General features: G+C 37.1%; 17 protein-coding genes. 3 read left to right on the forward strand and 14 right to left on the reverse strand.

Annotated elements, in window-relative coordinates; translation table 11 throughout:
• Positions 1-104: 104 nt before the first annotated feature.
• The 5 genes from ychF to M030_RS0109485 all read right to left on the reverse strand — a co-directional run bounded on the left by ychF (position 105) and on the right by M030_RS0109485 (position 6,264).
• A complete protein-coding gene (gene ychF, locus M030_RS0109465; protein ID WP_027373286.1) occupies positions 105-1,196 on the reverse strand; it encodes a redox-regulated ATPase YchF in 1,092 nt (363 codons plus the stop codon).
• A gap of 179 nt (positions 1,197-1,375) precedes the next feature.
• Entirely contained in the window at positions 1,376-1,927 is a 552-nt protein-coding gene (locus M030_RS0109470) for a ferritin (protein WP_027373287.1), read from the reverse strand.
• Positions 1,928-2,219: 292 nt separating this feature from the next.
• Positions 2,220-3,839 (reverse strand): glycoside hydrolase family 10 protein, encoded by a 1,620-nt coding sequence (locus tag M030_RS0109475; RefSeq protein WP_027373288.1) that lies wholly within the window; start codon positions 3,837-3,839, stop codon positions 2,220-2,222.
• A gap of 130 nt (positions 3,840-3,969) precedes the next feature.
• Positions 3,970-5,775, reverse strand: coding sequence for a translational GTPase TypA (gene typA, locus M030_RS0109480; protein ID WP_027373289.1), 1,806 nt, complete (start codon positions 5,773-5,775; stop codon positions 3,970-3,972).
• Between the two features lie 234 nt (positions 5,776-6,009).
• A complete protein-coding gene (locus M030_RS0109485) occupies positions 6,010-6,264 on the reverse strand; it encodes a DUF1294 domain-containing protein (RefSeq protein WP_027373290.1) in 255 nt (84 codons plus the stop codon).
• A 115-nt stretch (positions 6,265-6,379) separates the two neighbouring features.
• On the opposite strand from M030_RS0109485, the gene M030_RS0109490 reads away from it, so the two are divergent.
• Positions 6,380-6,736, forward strand: coding sequence for a hypothetical protein (locus M030_RS0109490; protein ID WP_027373291.1), 357 nt, complete (start codon positions 6,380-6,382; stop codon positions 6,734-6,736).
• Between the two features lie 84 nt (positions 6,737-6,820).
• Here the strand turns inward: M030_RS0109490 and M030_RS0109495 are convergent, their stop codons facing one another.
• From M030_RS0109495 to M030_RS0109520, 7 genes are all read right to left on the reverse strand, one after another.
• Positions 6,821-7,369, reverse strand: coding sequence for a type 1 glutamine amidotransferase domain-containing protein (locus tag M030_RS0109495; protein ID WP_027373292.1), 549 nt, complete (start codon positions 7,367-7,369; stop codon positions 6,821-6,823).
• 143 nt (positions 7,370-7,512) lie between these two features.
• Positions 7,513-8,190: a YceI family protein gene (locus tag M030_RS0109500; RefSeq protein WP_027373293.1), complete on the reverse strand. Its 678-nt coding sequence runs from the start codon at positions 8,188-8,190 to the stop codon at positions 7,513-7,515.
• Positions 8,191-9,059: 869 nt separating this feature from the next.
• Complete coding sequence (locus M030_RS0109505) at positions 9,060-9,623, reverse strand: hypothetical protein (RefSeq protein WP_034722390.1); 564 nt, start codon at positions 9,621-9,623, stop codon at positions 9,060-9,062.
• 75 nt (positions 9,624-9,698) lie between these two features.
• On the reverse strand, positions 9,699-10,391 hold the full coding sequence (locus M030_RS0109510) for a hypothetical protein (RefSeq protein WP_027373295.1): 693 nt from the start codon (positions 10,389-10,391) through the stop codon (positions 9,699-9,701).
• A complete protein-coding gene (locus M030_RS24915; RefSeq protein WP_081806316.1) occupies positions 10,391-11,920 on the reverse strand; it encodes an RHS repeat domain-containing protein in 1,530 nt (509 codons plus the stop codon). The genes M030_RS0109510 and M030_RS24915 overlap by 1 nt, the downstream gene beginning before the upstream one ends.
• On the reverse strand, positions 11,850-16,994 hold the full coding sequence (locus M030_RS23945; protein WP_051584985.1) for a SpvB/TcaC N-terminal domain-containing protein: 5,145 nt from the start codon (positions 16,992-16,994) through the stop codon (positions 11,850-11,852). The genes M030_RS24915 and M030_RS23945 overlap by 71 nt, the downstream gene beginning before the upstream one ends.
• A 6-nt stretch (positions 16,995-17,000) precedes the next feature.
• Positions 17,001-17,456 (reverse strand): T9SS type A sorting domain-containing protein, encoded by a 456-nt coding sequence (locus tag M030_RS0109520; RefSeq protein WP_027373296.1) that lies wholly within the window; start codon positions 17,454-17,456, stop codon positions 17,001-17,003.
• Between the two features lie 1,054 nt (positions 17,457-18,510).
• Between M030_RS0109520 and M030_RS0109530 the strand changes: the two genes are divergently transcribed.
• Positions 18,511-20,634, forward strand: coding sequence for a Tex family protein (locus M030_RS0109530; RefSeq protein WP_027373297.1), 2,124 nt, complete (start codon positions 18,511-18,513; stop codon positions 20,632-20,634).
• Between the two features lie 46 nt (positions 20,635-20,680).
• The gene (locus M030_RS0109535) at positions 20,681-21,316 is read left to right on the forward strand and encodes an HAD family hydrolase (RefSeq protein WP_027373298.1); all 636 of its coding nucleotides are present in this window, start codon (positions 20,681-20,683) and stop codon (positions 21,314-21,316) included.
• Positions 21,317-21,391: 75 nt separating this feature from the next.
• On the opposite strand, the gene M030_RS26070 is transcribed toward M030_RS0109535, so the two are convergent.
• Together M030_RS26070 and M030_RS0109545 are read right to left on the reverse strand one after the other, a co-directional pair.
• Positions 21,392-21,553, reverse strand: a complete 162-nt coding sequence (locus M030_RS26070; RefSeq protein ID WP_410492704.1) for a bacteriocin-like protein — start codon at positions 21,551-21,553, stop codon at positions 21,392-21,394.
• Positions 21,554-21,739: 186 nt separating this feature from the next.
• The gene (locus M030_RS0109545; protein ID WP_027373299.1) at positions 21,740-23,296 is read right to left on the reverse strand and encodes a M20/M25/M40 family metallo-hydrolase; all 1,557 of its coding nucleotides are present in this window, start codon (positions 23,294-23,296) and stop codon (positions 21,740-21,742) included.
• Between the last annotated feature and the right edge of the window lie 134 nt (positions 23,297-23,430).

A 23,430-nucleotide genomic window follows, 5' to 3' on the forward strand; every position in this document is an offset into this window, starting at 1 on the left:
AATTACAATTGCTTTCTTCGGGAAGCGACTTTTTCCAATATAAAAAACGCTCCCAAATTCATGGAAACGTTTTTTATTACAAACTAACTTTAATATTTTTTCTTTTATACGTTGAATCTAAAGTGCATGATGTCACCATCCTGAACGATATATTCTTTACCTTCAACAGAAAGTTTTCCGGCTTCTTTTACTTTTACTTCAGATCCGTAAGTAACATAATCATTGTATTTGATTACTTCTGCACGGATAAATCCTTTTTCGAAGTCTGTGTGGATCACTCCTGCAGCCTGAGGAGCCGTCCATCCCTGTCCGATAGTCCATGCTCTTACTTCTTTCACTCCGGCTGTAAAATAGGTTTGAAGCTTTAATAAGTCATAGGCTTTTCTGATCAGACGATTTACTCCCGGCTCAGTAAGGCCAAGTTCATCAAGGAAAATTTCTCTTTCTTCAAAAGTCTCCAGCTCGTTGATATCCGCTTCGATCTGTGCTGCTAAAACAACAACTTCAGCGCCTTCATTTTTAGCCATCTCCTCGATTTTGCCAATCCAGTCATTTCCATTTTTAATAGAATTTTCATCTACGTTACAAACGTAAAGTACCGGTTTATTAGTCAGCAACTGCACTTCTCCAATGATTGATTGTGTCAAATCGTTTACTGCAAACTCTCTTGCATTTTTACCATCTTCAAGGAATTTTTGAAGGCTTTGCAGCGTTTCATACGCCAGGATATCTTCTTTTTTCCCTGATTTGATGAATTTCTTAGCTTTTTCAACTGCTTTTCCTACTGTTTCAAGGTCTTTCAGCTGCAATTCGATATCGATAATTTCTTTATCTCTCAAAGGATCTACAGAACCTTCAACGTGAACGATATTTCCGTTATCAAAGCATCTTAAAACATGGATGATCGCTTCACACTCACGGATATTGGCAAGGAACTGATTTCCTAAGCCTTCTCCTTTGCTGGCTCCTTTTACAAGACCTGCAATATCAACAATTTCAACTACAGCAGGTAAAACTCTTTCAGGTTTTACGATTTTTTCCAGTTCAAACAATCTCTGATCCGGTACAGAAACCGTCCCTAAGTTCGGTTCAATTGTACAGAAAGGATAGTTTGCTGATTGAGCTTTTGCATTACTCAAGCAGTTAAAAAGAGTTGATTTACCTACATTCGGCAGGCCTACGATTCCACATTTCATATTGTAAAATTCAAAGTTTAAGGTTTAAAGCAACTCAAGGTTGATGCCACGTTAAAAATTGTAGTTTTCATCTTGAATTACGAGTGTGCAAAGATAGTGAAATTTAAGGGAGTTTCATAATAAAAAAATCTGTCAGTTTTCTGACAGATTTTCAAACAATTTTGATATACCGAATATAGTTACGGGTTATCCCCTGTTGCATTCTGAGCCAATGGCACATCATTAGGGGCTTCCTGTAAAGTTTTATCTAAAGTAAATAAAGATTCGTCTGTGGCACGGTCACCACCTGCGATTTTCAATTTATCAATCAGGTTCTGAGCCAGTGTCTCTTCCTCAATCTGTTCCTGTACAAACCATTGCATAAAATTCCACGTTGCCCAGTCTTTCTCTTCCATTGAAAGGTCTACAATTTTGTAAATGGCTGTTGTATTATCCACTTCATGTTTAAAAACGCCATCAAAACAAGCGGTTAAGGATTCCGGATCTGCTGGTGGGGCCGGAATAGCATCTACTTTTGGTTTTCCGCCTCTGTTCAGGATATATTCCATGAATTTAATCGAATGGTTTCTTTCTTCCTGTGCATGTCTGTACAGAAAGTTGGCAATGCCCTGATATCCTTTATCATCCGCCCAAATTCCATAGGATAAAAAAACATGAGATGCATGGATCTCTTTATTCATTTGGTCACTAAGTGCTTTTTCCATTTTAGCGGAAAGTCTTTTAGTATTCATAATGTTATATTTTGGTGATTATTGGGATAATCATGCAAAAATGGTTCCGATAAAGTTTTTATTTTAAATCAAAAGCTTAATTTTTCAGTTATACGAACTGATTATCATTGTTTTAAATTAATAATTTATAGTTATTCTAAAAAAGAATCTCCGGCCGGAACCGCGTAACAATACTTCCAGTTACTGATAACTGCACTTTCTTTGCATCGACTTTATCATTCCCGGAGCATAAAAAAAGAGGTTCAACTTTAAGTCAAACCTCTTTTATATTTATAGAATTTCCGGCAGCGAATTATTTCACTTTTTTTGCCATATAATCACTTTCGTTTCCTAGTCTGTCGATCGATTTAATTGCTAATGCACCAAGTTTTTTACCGTCTTTAAATTTTGGTATATCTTTAGACAGGGTGTCGAGGGTCAGAATTTCGGTTTCCCAAATTCCGTTATATTGTTTAAAAAGAACCCATTGGAAAACATTACTCATATTTTTTGAGCTCCAGCTTGTCTGGGCAAAACTTCCGTTATCAGTAATAAACAGCGTTGGAGTCTGTAATGGAACTGCTTTGATCCATGGTGTCTTCGGAATTAATGCTTTTTCACTGTAAGGACCGTTTTTAAGGGCCGGTAGCATATTGGCATTTTTCGTTAATCCTGCGATACTCCAATGAATTTCGCCGGCATCTTTTTTCAGGATATTTCTGGAAATTTCGATCTGATTTTTAATTTCGGCAGGACGATCGGACACTTTGATCTCAACCGTATTCAGGCCTGGCCATAAATGTCTGTTCATAGTATTTTCAGACTGCCACCAACTTAGCAGAGATTCAAAGCCCTGTCCTTTAGAGTCAATCGGCCAGTATAGCTGTGGTGAGAAATAGTCTACCCATCCTTTATTCAGCCATAATTTAGCATCAGCATACAGCTCATCAAACTGAGAAGATCCTACAATTCCTGCAGGGTACCCCGGTTTCCAGATTCCAAACGGGCTGATCCCGAACTTAACGTGGCTTTTTTCAGCATGGATTTCTTTATAAATTCTTTCTACAAATTTATTCACATTGTCTCTTCTCCAGTCAGCTCTTGATAAGTTTCCACCGCTGCTCACATAGGCATTCCAGGTTGCGTTGTCAGGAAAATCTGCCCCTTTGTTATAAGTTGCGTAAGGGTAAAAATAATCGTCAAAATGGATGGCATCGATATCATATCTCTGTACAATATCTTTTACCACATTGGAAACGTGGCCTTGTGTTTTAGGATTAGCCGGATCAAACCAGTACATTCCGTTTTTTAACCTTACCACGATATCAGACAGTTTATTGGCCATTGAAAGACTGTTTACGGATCCTCCGTTGGTGTGATGAGCACGGTAAGGATTCAGCCATACGTGAAGTTCCAATCCTCTTTTGTGGGATTCGTCAATCCAAAACTGAAGAGGATCATAATTAGGGTAAGGAGCTGTTCCTGTTTCTCCTGTTAAAAAGTAAGACCATGGTTCGATATTACTTGTATATAGAGCATCTGCCGAGGGTCTGATCTGGAAAATAGCTGCATTGAAATTGTTATTTTTCAGCATATCAAGCATAGCAATGGCTTCTGCTTTTTGCTGATCTACCGTAAGGTCGTTTCTTGACGGCCAGTTGATATTGGCTACACTGGCGATCCAGGCACCGCGGAATTCTCTTTTGATCTCAGGAAGATTTGTTCTGAACATTTCATCTGCAGCCGTTGGCGGTGTGACGGGAGTAGGTTTTGTAGTGGCTACAGGAGGTTTAGGCTGAGAAGTATTGTTGTTGGGTTTAGTTGTATTTTTAACAGGAGGAGTCTTGGTAGTATTGTTCTGGACAGAACATGAGGTACTGTAAGACGCAAAAACTCCTAATAAAACGATAAGTTTTAATTTATTCATTTTCATAGCCGCAAAACTACTTTAAATTATATTTTATTATTTGGAAAATTTTGTTGAAAAAATAAACATTTTTTTCAAGGTATCAGAAAAAAAGCCTCGAAAAATCGAGGCTTTGATTTTATCTGTAAGAATGTTATTATGCTTTTGCAGATCTTTCCACTCTTTTTCTTTCTTCTTCAGAAAGAAGTTTCTTTCTCATTCTGATAAAGTTTGGAGTTACCTCAATCGCTTCATCACCTTGGATATATTCCATACATTCTTCAAGAGAGAATAAGATTTTCGGAGCAACACCTGTATCTTTATCTTTTCCTGAAGCTCTCATGTTGTTCAGCTGTTTTGCTTCTACGATGTTTACTACCAGATCTCCCGGTTTGTTTTGTTCACCGATAATCATCCCTGCATAGATTTCCTCACCCGGATCAACGAAGAACTTACCTCTGTCCTGTAATTTAGCAATAGAATATTCTGTAGCAGGACCCTGAGTTTTGCTGATCAGTACTCCGTTATTTCTTCCCGGAATAGCTCCTTTGAAAGGCTTATATTCTGTGAAACGGTGAGCCATAATAGCTTCTCCTGCGGTAGCTGTCAACATTTGAGAACGTAATCCGATCAAACCTCTTGAAGGAATTTCGAATTCCATGTGCTGCATTTCGCCTTTAGTTTCCATAATGTGAAGGTCACCTTTTCTCTGAGTTGCCAGGTCGATTACTCTTGAAGCATATTCTTCCGGAACGTCAACCACTAAAGATTCGTAAGGCTCACAGCTTACCCCGTCAATTTCTCTTAGGATAACCTGAGGCTGACCAATTGTCATTTCATATCCTTCTCTTCTCATCGTTTCAATTAAAACAGATAAGTGAAGAATACCTCTACCGAATACAAGGAATGTATTGGCGTCATCGGTTTGCTGAACTCTTAAGGCAAGGTTTTTCTCTAATTCTTTAGTTAATCTTTCCTTAAGGTGGTTAGAAGTAACGTATTTACCATCTTTACCAAAGAAAGGAGAATTGTTGATTGAGAATGTCATGTTAAGAGTAGGCTCATCAATAGCGGTTCTCTCCAATGGTTCAGGATTTTCAAGATCTACGAAAGAATCACCGATCTGGAAAGAATCGAAACCAACTACAGCACAGATATCTCCGGCTTGTACTTCAGTTACTTTTTTCTTTCCTAAACCTTCGAAAACGTAAAGTTCTTTTACTTTTCCTTTTACTACTTTACCGTCTGCCTGAGCAAGACCGATCCATTGAGATTCTTTGATCTCTCCTCTTGTTACTTTTCCGATAGCAATTCTTCCTAAGAAAGAAGAGTAATCAAGTGAAGTAATCTGCATCTGAAGATTTCCTTCAGTTACTTTCGGAGCCGGAACATATTGTAAAATTCCATCTAATAATGGTAAAATATCTTCAGTCTGCTCTAATGAAGTGTTGAACCAACCTTGTTTGGACGAACCGTAGAATGTTGGGAAATCCAATTGTTCTTCAGTTGCATCAAGGTTGAAGAACAGATCAAATACCTGGTCATGAACTTCATCAGGACGGCAGTTTGGTTTGTCAACTTTATTAATAACAACTAATGGTCTTAAACCTAATTCCAACGCTTTCTGAAGCACGAATCTTGTTTGTGGCATTGGTCCTTCGAACGCGTCCACCAACAGAATAACTCCGTCAGCCATTTTCAATACTCTTTCTACTTCTCCACCAAAATCGGCGTGACCAGGAGTATCGATTACGTTAATTTTTGTGTCTTTATAAGTAACAGAAATATTCTTGGATAAAATCGTGATCCCTCTTTCTCTCTCAAGATCATTGTTATCCATAATTAATTCCCCACTCTCCTGATTTTCTCTGAAAATGTTGGTAGCGTGGATGATCTTGTCAACCAAAGTTGTTTTTCCGTGGTCAACGTGTGCGATAATCGCAATATTTCTAATGTTTTGCATATAGGATTTTTACGGGTGCAAAAATAGTGATTTTAAATGAATTAATTAAAAAGTTTATGCAATATTTAACAATTTCATAATGAGAATTTAGATAATTCTATTTTTACTGCACTAAAAAAATATAAGACAACACCTTGTGTGAGTATCCCAAATTCACCCTATTTTTAAAATAATTCCAAAGAATAGTTCATTTAACAATAAACAAGCTGTTCGACAGAGGTTCATGTCCTTTTATCAATGTCTTATTAAACGGTACAGCAATACCAAATCAATCAATGTGACTATAATAAATTTCGTCAGGAAAGATTTCTTGGAGATTTTATGGTTAAAAAAGATCATCCCTGAAGCCGCTCCTATTATTCCGCCAAACAGCGATATTCCCAAGAGCATATTTTCAGAAATCCGCCATTGATGTTTTCGGGCCTGCCATTTATCAAATCCAAAGGCACCAAATGCAATCATATTGATTATTAACAAAAAAGGGATCATTCTAAAATTATTTCCTGCAAAAATAGAGCTTAATTTAAAAACAGAAAGCCCCGGGAAGATTTATTCCATCATCAGCTGAAGATTTTTTACATTTGCCATCTTAAAAATATAAGCAATGACAGTACAAGATCTGGCCGGAACCTATTCTATCAAAGGGAGCAATCAGGAGGAATCTAACGATACTTCTTACGAAGGTATATTATTATTATCTGTTGATGAAAACAACCGCGTCGTTGCCCAATGGATTATTGGTGATCATGTGCAACACGGTACCGGATTTTATAAAGATCAGATATTAGTTCTCAACTTCAATTATGAAGGTGATGATCAAAAAGTTTATAAAGGAGTTGCTGTCTACAGATGTTTAAGTAAAGATATACTGGATGGCTTCTGGTCTGAAAAGCATGGTAATCCTTTATATCTGGGAAGTGAGTATTGCAGGCGCATCCAGAATTCATGGCTGTTTAATTAGTCCAACAATTTTTAAATGAATTTTTCAACACAATAAAAAAAGCCCGGAATCAATAATTCCGGGCTTTCCAATTTTTAATGTGAACTATATCCCTTGTTCTACATGTTTTCCTTCCTTGAATTCTTCCACCATTTTAGCATTAAAAGCAGGAAGATCTTTTGGGGTTCTGCTCGTTACCAATCCGTTGTCTACGATAACTTCTTTATCTTCCCAATGAGCTCCGGCGTTCATTAAATCTTTGCTGATTGAATGTACGGAGGTCATATTCCTACCATTCACCACTTCAGCGTTGATCAGGATCTGTGGTCCATGACAGATAGCCGCAACCGGCTTATTTTGTACAAAGAAATCCTTAACAAAGGAAAGCGCCTGATCATCAGTCCTCAACTTATCAGGATTAAGAACACCCCCGGGAAGCACCAACGCGTCATAATCTGAAGCCTTAACGTCACTCAATGTTCTGTCAACATTATATTCTTTTCCCCAGTCTTTTTCAGCCCAGGCTTTAATAGTACCGGATTCCGGGCTTACAATGTCTGCCGTCCATCCCTGTTGCTCCAGATATTCTTTTGGAGATTGAAGCTCACTTTCCTCGAAACCGTTTGTCGCAAGAATTGCAATTTTTTTTGACATAATATTATCTTTTGGTGTTATAGGGTTAAAAGAGAAAATATGATGCCGTGCTGTACAATAAAATGCTAAAAAAAGTTAAATAAATACCACAAAAAAGCCGCCTTTCTCAAGGCAGCTTTATGAGTATTGAAAGTAATCTTCAATTATTTTTTTGCTTTCACATCGATAGCAATTTCGATATCTTTACTGATCATCCATTCTGCAGGATCAGCTTCAGATGTACCGAATTTAATTCCCCAATCAGCTCTGTTTACGGTAAACTTAGCCTGAATATCGGCCGAAGCATCTGTAACATTTACTTTTGCAGGGAAAGAAACATTCATTGTTTTTCCTAATAATGTCAGGTTTCCGCTGATTGTTTTATTAGCTCCTGCTACAGCATCTTTAGGTGCATCTTTTACATCTGCTACGCTTGTAATTTTAAAGTCTGACACCGGATTTTTATCCACTGCAAAGAAATCTGCACTTTTAAGGTGTGTTTCAAGGTCAGCCGGTTTTTTGTCTTTTTCAGTTACGGAAGCCGGATCAACTTTAATAGAAGTCATATCTATAGTAAAGCTTCCTGCTACAAGCTGCCCACCTTCAATATTCAGGTCGCCTGATTTTATGTTTAAGGTACCCCAACGAGGTGCAAAACCTCCTTTGTGGAAAGCTTTCCAGTTTACTACAGAAGTTACCGTATCTACTGCTAATGCTTCTCCTTTTCCTTCAGCAACAGACTGTTCAGTAGCTACTGCTGTATCGGTTGTTTTTTCTTTATTGTTACATGATACTGCCAGTAATCCTACTGCTACCAATGCAATTACGCTAATTTTTTTCATATTGAACTGTTTAAATAAGTTTATTGAAATCTTTGTTGTTTTCGGTTACAAAAATAGAAAAACATTATTATTGACATCTTATCATATATCAAGAAATGCGATAAGACAGTTTATTTGAACTTATGAATAAAATAATTTGATACTTAGAATCTTATATCATTTTCACAAATAGTATCAATCATGATAATTGGAAGATAAACCATAAATATAAATATTTATTGAAAACTAACATTATTTTGATTAAAATACAGCCAACAAAACATATAACATTGCAGGTACTGGTTGATAAAATTATTTGTATTGAGGGAAAAACTTCTCTCGATGCTGGGCCAGTTTTTAACACTTATACATGGAGCACCGGAGCTACAACTCAGCAAATAAACAATATGGGAGAGTGTAATTAATTTATTAAACCATGAACCATATTTTGATGATCCAAGATGGAAAGAAGGTTTAAGGCTTTTAAAAAAGAGTTACAGCAATTTTGTGAAAGGTTACCAATATGATTTCGAGAAACAGAATGAAGAGGTAAATTTGAAAAAAATAGAACTCAATTTCTCGGTTCTGTAATTTACATTTTTAACGTTTAAAATTACCGGGAATTCACCGAATTAAAAAATATCATAACCAAATACTAATATCTAATATAATGGTTGGCAAAAATTAAAATCCCCATGATATATATACATCGGGGATTTTTTTATAATCTGAAGTTAATAAAGTTTTAGTATTTGAATTATAAAGACCAACAAAACCTTTTTCCTATTTCTGTTATAGTAAAGCCTTTTTTGACTTCTTTTTAATTTCTAAAACTTCAAAAATGACATAAATATGAATTCTTTTCCATTTATTAATGTAAATAAAACGGCTTACCCTTTGCGTAAGTCACTTAAAAGCTGATTCATTCTTTCTTCTCTTTCTTTTCTCTCTTTCATTTCATCTTTTCCGCTTCCCCAGAAATTCAGATAAACGGCTTCTCTACTAAAAGCGGCCTCTGCCCATTTTTTCACTTCAGGCTCGATACGACCTTCTAAAAACAATTGAGTAAAAGCTAGGGAAATCACTTTTTCGTCAATAGTATTCAAATCAATATAATTATTACGCATAGCACTAACTACAGCTTTCAATGCTACGGGATTTTTACCATCCATATGTAGATCGAATGTGGGATATCCTGAGCTGAGAAGTTCTCGATCCATAAATTTTCTCAAATTTTCGTTTGGAGAATTTCGTTTCCAATCACAATACAAATAATATATATCATTTCCAATATCACTTCCAAAAGGGGACCATGCATCTAGTGGATCATAATAAAATTCACTTTTCATTATTTTCTTTGCTGCTTCACTACCATTTTTCCATTCAATTTCTATATACTTTGGAGAAGATTGTGCTGTACATAACTTATAACATAATAGGCAGCAAAGAATCATTAAGGTATTTAATAATTTTCCATATTTTAGTTTATTTTAAACAAAAGCAGGAAAGCTCCTGCTTTTGTTTAATGGTTATTTTATGATCTCTTTCAGGTCGAAAACAACAGGAGATTCAAACATTGTATTGAAAAAATTCTTGTAGACAAATGTTAAAGTATCTCCTTCCAATTGGAAGCCTTTGAAATTAACATCCGTCATTATTTTCCAGGTATCATAATCTTTCAGCTTAAACCATTTTCCGTCAGAATCTCTTACTAAAGCCAATTGGGCTCTGTTTGTTGTAACATCCAACACTACAGCATAGTTTTCTTTGTTATATTTTACCTTCCTTTTAAATGGTGAACTTGTGATCTTCCAATTCTTATTCTTAAGTTCTTCTAAAGATGTAATAACCTCTGATTTGTCAGTGACGAAATAATCATCGGACAAGTTACTAAAAAGCACTTTCCACTTTTCTATTAGAAAATCTTTTCTTTCCTGCTCCAAAAGATTATTCCAATTAATAGTTTTTGTCGACACATAAAGGTTGACTATTCCATCCTCTACTTTCTTTTCATAATGCAAATCCTTAAAAAGTTTAATATCATCACTTTCAATATTATTTGAAAACATTAACATATACTTTTGGACCTTTTTATCTCTATTAAGCTTATTCTGAATGGCAGGGATAAGTAATAGTTCAATTAAGGTTCTATAATTTGTAATTCCTTCGTATTTATCATCATCTTTAGGTGATGAATAAATTGTGAACCAAATATTTCTCATTATTTCAAATTAAGGTATTTATATAAAAATCTTGTTACAGCATCTTCTTTAGGATACTTTTGTGCATAAGGCATTCTATTATGAGCTTGCCAATATTGCCATACATAATATTTTTCATACAAAAAAGCTTCACTTTGGGATACACCTTGATGTAAATAAATCCAACTATGAGGACCATCCTTTGCATAACGTCTATTAAGTCCAGATATTTGTCTTTCTGGCCTACTATCAGGATCTTGTGCTCTTGTTACCCCGAATTTAGCAATATCACTATGTCCCATTATTGTGTAAACATAAGCTTTAGGCGGTCCCGAGCTATCACCTCTCACTGATAATAATAATCCCAAAGCAAAAGTCCTCGCAAGAATTGTTGTACCAGTACTTACTGCTGAAGACCAAGTAAGACCACCTCCAGCGCCAATAACTCCAGCACCTGCTACTTCTGTACCAATGGCTCCCATTAATACTCTTGCAGTAACCGCTGATACTATACCTGCTGAAGCTAATTGACCTATTTCAGCTTTATCAAACGGAGGTTTTATTCCTCCACTTGCACCATATTGACCAAAACCTCCCATCTGGAAATATTGTTCCGTTTCACCTTCATCGTTATAATTTGGAGAAATAATATACTTATAAGCTGTACTAATTCCATCAGTGGAAGTAATTTTATTAGTAAATAAATCACCAGAATAAGTTATTCCTCCTATAGCTCCACCTAGAAAATTACCTCCGTTAAATGCCGAATTCAATCCTCCCGAAACAATTCCCGGCAGGAAGCTTTTAATGGCTCCTGCATTACTGGCTATATTTCCTAAGGCTCCGGAAACAGCTGCCCCACCAATGGCACCTCCCAATACGGCACTCCATGTGCTTTCCCAGTTCCATTTTCCTGGGTTCCATTGGCCTCCATTAGCTGCCACACCATTAAGATATCCCCCTACAAATGCCCCCAAAAGCCACATTAGAAACTCCCCGCTAGGATCATTATACATCAGCGGGTTGTTCATTACATACCCGTACTTATTGTAGTTCTGGGTATTTGTAGGATCCTGTATATTTTCATCAGCATTCAGGAATCTTCTTAACAGAGGATCATACAACCTGCCGTTCATATGGATAACACCAACAGCTGCAAAATGTTCATGCGAGGTATAGCCCCGGTCAAGAATGAGATTATTTGCTTCGCTCAGAATGCCAGCCTGGTCTGTGATGATTGCCCCGTCTCCGATCTTCACATGGGTTATATTACCCCACGCATCATAATGCCTCTGCTCCAGTTTTTTACCATTTTCGTCACTGATGGCCAGTATACTTCCTATATAATCTTTATGCAAAAATTTATAAGAACCACTCGTCTGGCCCAGCTCTTTCAAATATACAATATTAGATTCATAAGGACTGCCGCCAATGTAGAGAATATGTTTTTCCTGACCTGTGGCATTATTTTTTATCACCTCAAAAACTTCCGTCTTCACTATAAGATTTAGTGAACTGACCTTGCTTATCGCTTCCGAAGTTTCCTCCATACGTTACCTGCTGTCTCATGGCTGTTAACCCATACTGAAACGCTACATCTCCTTTTTCACCGTCAATAAATACAGGATCATTATTTTCGTTATAAGAAACAGACTGGATAAGGTCATTGTTGTTTTGAATTCCTGCCGCATTTAAGGTCATGCCTGTAGGCTGATAAATCTTAGCAAAATTTTCGTACTTCATAGTTCCCACCTGATCATTCTGCATAATTCTTCCCTTACCATCATAAATATTTCTGTTATTGGAAGGTTTAATTCCGGTTACAGGATCCGTCCAGTTGACCAAACGGTTATTATCATCATAATCAAAAGATTCGGTAATATTAAAATCACCACCCGTAGTCCTGTTTTTCAGTTCATTCAGTATCGCATCAAAAGAATAATTGACCAGAAGAATAGAAGGACTGAGCGAAGATGAATGATTGACACCTGCTAAAAATCCATTACTGTCATAAGTATTATTAATTTCTGACTGGCCAAGTTTAGCTTTTAGTACCTGTCCTTTGGCATTTGTTTCTTTCAGTTCCCAAAGGGTATTTCCTGTTTGTTTATCGATAATCTGATAGAATTCTCCGTTCCATGTATTGTATCGGTTTACTACATTGACTCCGGTGACAGCTCCTGAAGAGTGTAGCTCTTTCCGATATCTTGTCACCCTTCCAATATTATCATATCTAATCTTGTTTTGGACATACGTGTTACCATAGCTGGTCTCTATTGAAGATTGTAATCTTCCCTGGCTGTCATAAGTGAAACTTGTGGCTGCTGCCTTTCCATTTATGGTACCGGATCTTGAAGTAAGTATTCCTTTATTATTATAGATGAAATTAATCGTCTTATTGGTCATCAAACCTCCGTTTATGCTAGAAAATTCTTTTTGGGAAATCAGCTGTCCAAGGTTATTATAGGTATATTTTTTGGTCCCTTTCGGGCTGGTGATTTTCTTAAGCTGCCCCAATATGTCGTACTCATATTTATATAACCCATTGGAAGGGTCATTAAATCCAGCTTTTCTTCCCCAGGAATCATACTTTGTTGTCACGATATTTTTGGCATACCGAGACAGTATCTGTTCTCCTGCAGCATTGTAAGAAAATTGTACCGTTCCTCCTTTGTCTGTTGAGGATATGACATTGCCCAGGGCATCAATTGTTTTGGAAGTAATTCTTCCATATCCATTCTTTTCTTTAACGCTGGTCGTCAGACCTGAAACACTTGTTTCCGTTTGTTTACCGCCTGAGGCCGTAACTGTTGTTTTAGCAGGAAATACAGAGTCATCGTAAGCAATAGTATTCCACTGACCGGCACTCTGACCCTCAAAGTAAGGCTCAGACTCCTTCACTTTTCTTCCTAAGATATCATATTGTGTTTCTTGAGAAATATACTGTCCCTGTCCGAATGCTTTGGTGGTCGTTTTGTAATCTTGTCCTAATATATTCGTACACTTTTTTAACACATCACCATCCGGAGCATTTTTAGTCACAATGGTATTGGCTTTATTATCCCTTTCGTACAGGTAAGAAGTTGTACCCTGCAAACTTGATGTGGTAGTCATCAGTTTACCCCAGTCATCATATGTATTGATAAGGGTATTTCCTAATGGGTCTGTGTGAGTCAATACCTGTCCCCAGTCATTATAAGTAAAGCCGGTTTCTAATCCCAGATTATCCGTTTTCTTTACTATATATCTACCCGTACTTTCAAAATCTGATTTTGCAGTCCTTGTCTGGGAATCTACACTGTTACTTGTTGTCAGCTGTGTGACATTTCCAAAGTTATCATAAATATAGGTTTCTAATAAGTATGCTGAATTATTCCTGTTCCATTTTTTTACGGTTTTAATGCGATTATTTTCATAAGTGTATTCCTCTTTTCCAGATTTAGTATCCCCATATGCCTGAACTACTTCTGTTTTGGATGTCGGACGACCGATATGGTAGTCTGAGCCAGAGCCTGATGGGTTATTATTATATTCATAACTTGAAGTTGTTACCGCATAGTCTGTATTGATCTTCGCTACACGTTGGGCCGGAAGGTAATATTGACCATAAGTCATGGTGCTTTCTGAAGTAATTCCATTTAAGAAATTTTTTCCTTTAGTTGTTTTCGGAACAATGGCTGTAACTACTTTAGCCTTGTCAGCATCGGATACAGTTGTTACTACCTGCCCGTTCAGCAGTTTATCAATTTGATATACCCTTGACTTAAAGCTTACTAGCTGGGTGTTATTTTCTGAAACATCCGCCGGGAATATTTCTGATTCCGTAGTCGTTCTGATCGACCACTCTTTTACGGGAACTCCATCATTTAAAGGGTCAATTTCAAGGCCACTCCATACTTTTGTGTTTTCAAAACCATCGGAGTACCAGGATGAGCGGGCCGTTTTTCTGAATCCGATCATCCCTCTTCCCAGTATATTGGAAGTAAGTCCTCTGTACCTGAAATCCTGTTTCAGCTTTTTGTCTGAAGTTGTACTTTGGGTCATCCCGGAAACTACATACATTCCTGTTGACTGATTGATTTCAACGTAAGGATAACTTTCTGTTTTGGCACCATCATACAGGCCCGGGTTTTTCACTTTGTCTAATTGCTTATAAATAATCTCGGTGGTGAGGCCTGCTTGTGAAATCTTATTAATGCGGGCTTCCATTGCTATATCAAAGTATTTTGATGCTATAGTACTTTGTACGGTACCATATGGACGGTCTACTGTTCCGATAGAAGCAAAAACAGCCCGCTTCAGCATCGCTCCTGTCCACAAGTCCACAGGAATTCCAATCATATCTTCCGAATTTACTGCTATTACTGAATTTATATTATCATTATTTAGGTTATAGTTGTAGCCTCCCCTGTTGATCTTCAAAAGACTATTCTGTCCTCCAAAAATTGAAAAAACATTAATTAAATAGTTATTATCAGCTTTGTAACCCGCTCCTGAAGAATTATCCAAAGCAGGCCGTCTATACAAAAACCTTTGTGATTCAAGGCTTATAAGATCAGTTTTACCATCATTGTTAATATCGTAGGCTACAAAAGTCCTAGGATTGTAGATTTTGATACTCTGGTCGGGATCCTTCAAAACTAAACGATCTCTCTGAGGTCGCATAAAACCGATAATTTCTTCCTTGAAGCCATTTCCCTTTGAAGTATAGCGATACCAAAATGCTGAAGTGTCTGAAGTTGGCATCATGATATCACTAAGTCCATCCCCGTTATAATCCCCAACCAAACTATCATCCCATGTCCCTTTTATAGTTTCATTGTTATCTTGAATAAAAGGTGAAATACTGGATTCATACTTACCTTGAAGATTTTTTTTAAACGTAATCAGTAATGGTTTCTTATTCTGATCAATTTTTAGGAAATCAAACATCCCGTCACCATTAAAATCTCCTGCTCTATAACTAGTGAATACGTCTTCTTTACCAGCTTTGTATAATGATAAAGGGTAAAACCACTGGTCAGTCGAAATAGACTCATCAGGATCAATCACATAAGATCTTCCATAATCTATACAGGTGTGGGGTAATTTGGCAGAATCGTTAGGATGTATTAACCAGCACTCCCGATCATTGAGCTGCAAGACAATTTCACTGAGCCCATCCCCATTGAAATCAACACTTTTTATTCCTATAATTGTGGTGGTTGTTCCATTTTGCCCGCCACCATCGGAATTGTCATAATCGGCGTTAGGAATAACCTTTTTAAAATCCAGAACCAACTGATTATTTTCAGTGATACTATAAAAAGACAGCTCAAGGTCAGGTTTAGAAGTATTATTAATCTGTTTCATAATGACAAAACTTTGCCGGCTATGAATAAGATTATTCTTTTTTACATTCACAGCTATTGCATCATTCATCATTGATAAAGAATTTCCTGTGAATATTGGAGCTTGAATATAAGATTCATGATCATACTGATAAAAATCTTTATACAGATATACTCCTGTCTGAGGTATTTTAACTGATGTTTGTGAATGGTATCTTAATAAATCAAGAGTGCCGTCACCATCAAAATCTCCCAATACATCAGTGTTACTATTAAGCTTTAGTATTCCTTGATAATTATAATCAAATTCAAAATATGTTCCGTTTGAATTTGGCCCATATGACTTTTCATAGGTAAATATTACAGGATTTGCCTCTTCATTCTTACTGTTTAAAACAGTTATTTTGTCCAGATATCTGTAATCCGTTTTTTGCCCATCAGTTTTATAGTTTACATTATATTTTTTGTATTGTTTGTTATTTGTAGACACAATGATCGATTCAAGAAGCTTTGATTGGGAAAGAAGAGCTCCTTTTATATAAGCTGTCTCAGGCATTGGCCTTGCTATAAAAGTAAAATCAATCTTATTAATATGTGGTGTATTCTGTGATTCATTTCCTCCCCACTCAATACTACTGATAACGGATACATTACCATCTGCAACATATTTATAGGTAATATAATTACCACTAATATCTTTTGATTTCACTATATTATAATCGATGGGGGTTCTTGCCGGGCTAGCCCCTGCAGCAATGGCTCCATACCATGCTTGAGAACCATCATCAAAGGTTACTTCCCAGTATTCCGGACCTTGCCAAGCCTGTCCGGAAATAGAGCCCACAGATTTAATCTTTATATTCGAATACTTTTCTGTTACATATTCTGCACCATCCTTACCATATTCTCCTGATTTTAATATCAACCTCTGTCCATTAAAGCCGTAATAATCGGAATAATCCAATTGGACTCCTTTTGTTATGCCATCCTTTTCAAGATTTTTACCTATCCGGGAAATAGAGCTCATTCCTGAAATATTCCAACCATAGCCGGCAAGGCCATTGGTTGCCCCACTTACGTAAGCCAAACTGATGTTAGGAGCAACATTTTGAACACCCGGAGGAAGGTCAACGGTTAACGTATATTGGAGTTGTCCCGCTTTGGTCACCTCAATATTTCCTTTGGTATCATGAAACTTGTCTGAAGATGAAGCCTGGGAAAAAACCAATATAGAAAGACATGACAAGATAAGGGAGGAAAATAATTGTATTTTCTTGCTGTAATATTTTTCCATGGCCGATTATCTTTTGGTTATGTTTTTACTGAAAATCCTTCCATCTTTTAAAGTAAAGCGTAGTATATAAATACCCCAGTCGTAGCCGGTCATATTTATTTTCAACTGCCTATTCAAGCTTGGTAAATTCTGCTGCTGGAATTTCCAATGAACTGTACTGTGCTGATAAAGTGAAACAGATTCTATCATTTTGTCCGTTTCCTCCGTCCAATCAATGGTTAACACATCGTTGACCGGAACGGGGTACAGCCGTACTTGTTTCCAGAATGCTTTTTCATCCATGGTCTGAGGGCTTGCTAGAGATGTAGTCTTTATGCTGTTGGCAGCTTGCTTTGCAGTGGCTTCGGGGCCGCGGTAGCGTTGGTTACCTGCTTCGTCATACTTGAAGTAGACTTCTGTTTGTTGGGCAGAAACGCCCAGAGTTGTGCATAGGAATATTGCACCTAAATAGTTTTTTTTCATTTTTTGTAATTTTTTGTGAATATAAAAATTATTTTTAATTCCCATTATAGGGAAAAACACATTTTAATATGTTTTTTTTACGGTAGTTTATATTACTCCGATAAATAGAGTGTTTCCATAAAAATTTGTATTAAAAGAGTATGTTTTATTTTCTAAAACTAAGGTAAAGATATAGCCGTACGATGACAGAACCGAGAATCTTATATCCTCTAAATCCTATAGGGAACAGATATTAGACAAAGCAAAAGGCGCGGAACTGAAATCAATCTGCTACAGAGGTACTGCGAAGAACCTAATGCCAGAAAGACTCAGCCCGCGCCCGTATATGGACACGGGCGTAAGTGTATCAATTTGGGTATTAAGAAGATTCGCAGTTTTCTGCAGCCAAACGATAGTTTACACTTGTTTCTTTAAAATGTGAGTTTCATGTATAATATTTTTTTGAGAACAAAGTCATTGTATTTTTCCGGAAATTTTAAACATATTGATATTCAAAAAGCCAACTAGCATAAAATCATAATACTTTTTATTTTTGTATTACGGAAGAAGTAAAACAAACAGAACAAAATAATTAAGTGAAACGAACGTATTCGCGAACGCTTCGCTTATTATACAAAAACTAATGTCGTTTTAAATGGAATTATAAATGGTACCCACAAGTAGTTTAGCACATTTGAGCCTGACACTAATGTACATGATATTTATTGCCCAGATCTGTTAATGATCGAATATGAACCTTTTATATCTTTGGGTTATATTTTTTTTCTGCAATTTGGAAATAGGCTTCAAGCTTTTTGGAATTGTTGATTGTCTAATCCAAGTATATTTTTAATCATCATTATTAATTTTTGATACCACATAAAATTAGAAATGAAAAAAATATCCGAATTACGGATTCCCATAATGACTTCCAGATTTTTTTCTTCTATAATTTGTAACAATAATTTTGAAAAGCAATTCACAATAAGGATTATTCCGTTGTGAAAACATTCAAGGCGGGGCAACTCGCCTTTTTCGTTTTAAAATCCTATTTTAGCCTTCCGAAAACAGAACAATGACGACCGTAGAATTTATACAGAAGCAGCTCAATATTTCTGAAAAGAGCATCAACAATACGTTACAATTATTAGCAGAAGACTGCACTATTCCTTTTATTTCCCGTTATCGTAAGGACAAAACAGGAAATCTTGACGAAACCCAGATCGAGCAGATTTCAAAAATCAGCAAACAGTTTGAGGAAATTGTCAAAAGAAAAGAATCGATCTTAAAATCCATTGATGAACAGAAGGCTTTAACACCGGAACTCCGACAAAGAATTCAGGAAAGCTTTGATATACAGGAATTGGAAGACCTCTACCTTCCTTTCAAAAAACGCAAGAAAACAAAAGCTGATGCAGCCAAGGAAAAAGGACTTGAACCTTTAGCCAGAATCATTATGAGTCAAAAAAACAATGACCTATTGTTTCTGGCTTCAAAATACCTGAATCAAGACGTTTCTTCAGAAGAGGAAGCACTGCAGGGTGCCAGAGATATTATGGCTGAATGGATCAACGAAAATATGTATGTACGTAAAAACCTGCGCCGCATATTTCAACGCAAAGCTGTCATCACCTCTAAGGTGGTAAAGGCTAAAAAAGAAGATGAAGATGCCCAGAAATTTTCCCAATATTTTGAATGGGAAGAAAACCTCAGCAGAACACCTTCTCACAGGCTTTTGGCGATGCTGAGAGCGGAATCGGAAGGCTTTGTGAAAACCAATGTGGAAATTGACAAAGAGGAAGCTATCGATTTTATTGAAAAAGCGATTATCAAGTCCAATAACGAAAGTTCCGAACAGATTGCATTAGCCATAAAAGACAGCTATAAAAGGCTTTTAGAACCTGCTATTTCCAATGAGGCTTTGCAGGAATCGAAAGAAAAAGCAGACCAGAAAGCTATCGAAATATTTTCTGAAAACCTTGGTCAGCTTCTGTTAGCTCCTCCTTTGGGTGAAAAAAGAATTCTGGCTATTGATCCCGGATACAGAAGCGGATGTAAAGTAGTTTGCCTTGATGAAAAGGGAGATTTACTTCATAACGAGACCCTCTACCCTCACGCCCCTCAGAACGAGAGCGGCATGGCAATGAAAAAAATCCGTTCGATGGTCAACGCTTACAATATTGAAGCAATTTCTATCGGAAACGGTACTGCAAGCCGTGAAACTGAATTTTTTATCAAGAAAATAGCTTTTGATAAGCCATTACAGGTTTTCGTAGTCTCTGAGGCCGGAGCATCGGTTTATTCCGCAAGTAAAATTGCAAGGGACGAATTCCCTTCATATGATGTGACGGTGCGTGGTGCCGTCTCTATCGGAAGACGTCTTTCTGATCCGCTGGCAGAATTGGTAAAGATTGATCCCAAATCTATAGGCGTAGGTCAATACCAGCATGATGTGGACCAGACCCTTCTGAAAAATGAACTGGACTCAACGGTCATGAAATGTGTGAACTCAGTAGGAATCAATTTAAATACAGCGAGTAAATCATTATTAAGCTATGTTTCCGGAATCGGAGAGAAGATGGCTGAAAACATTGTCAATTATCGCGCTGAAAACGGGGCTTTCGAAGACCGAAAACAATTGAAAAAAGTTCCAAGACTGGGAGAAAAAGCTTTTCAACAGGCAGCAGCTTTTGTAAGAATCTCAAATGCAAAAAATCCGTTGGATAATTCTGCGGTACACCCGGAAGCCTATGGAATTGTTGAAAAAATGGCAAAAAATCTAGGTATTAAAACGGATGAACTTATTGCCAATAAGGAAAAAATCGCTCAAATAAAGGCTGAAAATTATATTACAGAAGAGATCGGAATCTTAGGCATCAAAGATATTTTAAAAGAACTTGAAAAACCTGGATTAGATCCCAGAAAAGCGGCTAAAGTTTTTGAATTTGATCCTAATGTAAAAAGCATCAAAGACCTTAAAGCCGGCATGATACTTCCGGGAATTGTTAATAATATTACCGCATTCGGATGTTTTGTAGATCTGGGAATCAAAGAAAGTGGCTTGGTGCATATCTCCCAATTGAAAGACGGGTTTGTGTCTGATGTGAATGAAGTCGTAAAACTTCACCAACATGTAAGGGTAAAAGTTACAGAAGTGGATGAAGCCAGAAAAAGAGTTCAACTGAGTATGATTCTGTAGAAACACCATACCTTCACCATTTAATATAACCAGTAAAATACAACCTTTGAAATACAAAAACTTAATTTTTGACTTAGACGGAACGTTATGGGATCCGCGATTGACAATTATTTCAATCTGGAATGACGTGTTACAGAGGCACCAGCTTATACAAAAAGACCTGAAACCTGAGGATATGGACCCGTATATGGGATTATTGGCGAAAGATATTGTAAAAGATATGATCCCGGGAATCAGCGATGCAGAAGTTCAGGAAATTCTTTCTCAGATCGTTGCTCAGGAAAATAAAATATTACGTGTAAAAGGTGGAACTTTATATAGCGGTGTCGAAAACACGCTAAAGAAATTATCAGAAACGTACAAGCTTTTCATCGTAAGCAATTGCCAGGATGGATATATTGAGTCCTTTTTAGAGCATTACCAATTCAATGAAGTATTTGTAGATTTTGAGTCTCACGGACGGACTCAAAAGAAAAAGGATGAAAACATCAAACTTATCATGGAGAGAAACCACCTGTTGCCGGAAAATTCCGTCTATATCGGGGATACCCAAACGGATCATGATTCTGCTGCCGCTAATGATCTTCCGTTTATCTTCTGTAGATACGGTTTTGGGAAGCTGGACAATGAAGGATACACCCCTTCAATTTCAAAATTCCCGGACCTGGAAACCTGTATTTAATTACCTGCCATAATAGTAAACGGCTGCCTCTGCGGGCAGCCTTTTACTTTATCCGATTTAAAAAACTAAAAACTACTAATCAATACAGAAAGAAGGCTGACATTGCGATCCGTCCATGCATACAAGAACACACTGCTCTGTATAACATAAAAGTTCTCCTATTCTACACTGTCTTTCTCCAACACCTCCATTCACTGATTTTAAATCCTCTCTTTTAATTTTTTTTAAATGTTTCATGATAGTTTTATTTTTGATTCGTTATTATTTTTTAAAAATAGTCATTTATCAAACATCAAACACTGGAAACCAATTATTTGACATTCACAAAAAATATTTCAAATCCATCCAGGTACCAATACAAAAAAAGGCCACCATTGATGCGACCTTTTTACTATTGTTATTAAATTGTTATTAAATATTTGTTTATTTATATTCTTTGGAGCTTCTTCTCGGTTCTTTGGCTTCCGGCCATTTCTCATCTTTTGGCATGGTTCTTTTCTCTCTGTTTGTAAACTCAGGATCTTCGGAAGCCATATATGCAAGGGCAGCGGTTAAAACCACATTATTTTTTACTTCATCAAAAATAATCTTATCATAGGTATCTTTCGTCGTATGCCATGTGTAACCGAAATATCCCCAATTTAAAGAGCCTAAAGAAAATCCGGGTACTCCTGCTGCTACAAATGAGGCATGGTCCGACCCTCCTCCACCAGGCATTCCTGGGAAATCTGTCTTAATGTGTCCTCTCACAGTTTTAGGTACCCCTTCCAGCCATTTTCCGATGTAATCGTATGCTTTTACAAATCCTTGTCCGCTGATATTCACAACACGGCCTGTTCCGTTATCCTGGTTGAAGGCTGCCTGTACTCCTTTGATAATTTGAGGATTATCTGCAACAAAACCTCTGGAACCGTTCAGGCCTTGCTCTTCACTTCCCCAGAGTCCTATCACAATCGTTCTTTTATTGTTCGGATAATATTTTTTCAGAAGTCTCATCGCTTCAAGCATCGTAAGCGTTCCTGTTCCGTTATCAGTGGCGCCCTGTGCTCCGTCCCACGAATCAAGGTGAGCGGAAAGGATAACATATTCATCCGGTTTTTCTTTTCCTTTGATCATACCAATAGTATTAAAACTTTTGGCATCGGGAAGTATTTTTGATTGAGCGTCAATTTTAATCTTAGGCTGAGCTCCTTTTTCTGCCATCCTGTAAAGCATTCCGTAGTCTTCTACATCAATATCAACCATCGGGATTTTTGAAGTTTTTGCTCCAAAGATCCTGTTGGCCCCCATTATTCCGGTCCAGTTTGAAATGGCAATTCCTGCGGCTCCTGCTTTTTCCAGGGCTTCCGGAAGGCTGTTATTATCGTAGCCGATATTTTTTACATATGCTGCAAAATCTTTTGTGGCCTGCTCTTTTTCGGCTTTCAGCTTTTCGTATAATTCCGGAGTTGCAAATTCTTTAATCTGCTCATCAGAACGTCCGACCTTCTGGTATTGTGCCATCAGTACTATTTTTCCCTTTACAGAAGGAAGCCATTTGTCAAATTCCGCCTTTGTAGATACTTTAGGCAGGATAACCACTTCTCCTTCAATGGCTTTTTTAGTAGCCGGGCTCCATGCCAGCTGTGTGGCCGTCAGGGATTTTACTCTTGGATAGACCATGTCTACATGGGTTGTTCCTCTTTGCCATCCTTTCCAGGTTCCGAATTGCTGAAGATTAGCTTCCACACCCCATGAACGAAGCTTTTCTGCACTCCATTCATTGGCAGCCAACATTTCCGGAGTTCCTACAAGACGCGGACCTACCCCATCCAACAGCTCATAAGCCATATTTTCAAGTTGGGAATTGTTATTGATTTCATCCACAAAGCTTTTCACGACAGGATCAAGTTTTTCTGACGGATCTACCTTTACCTGAGCCCATGAAAACTGGGCAGCCAACACTACAGCCGGTACTGCAAAAAATCTATTTATCTTCATAGTATATATTGATTGGTTTAAAGATAACAGAAATTACCGAGATGATAAAGGAATTACATCAAAAAAGCCCTTAAACACTATATTTTAAAGACTTTTAGCTAAAAAAAATTAAATTATTTCCTAAAAAAAGCAAC

The organism is Chryseobacterium sp. UNC8MFCol, assembly GCF_000482305.1.
In the GTDB taxonomy this organism is placed as follows: Bacteria; Bacteroidota; Bacteroidia; order Flavobacteriales; family Weeksellaceae; genus Chryseobacterium; species Chryseobacterium indologenes.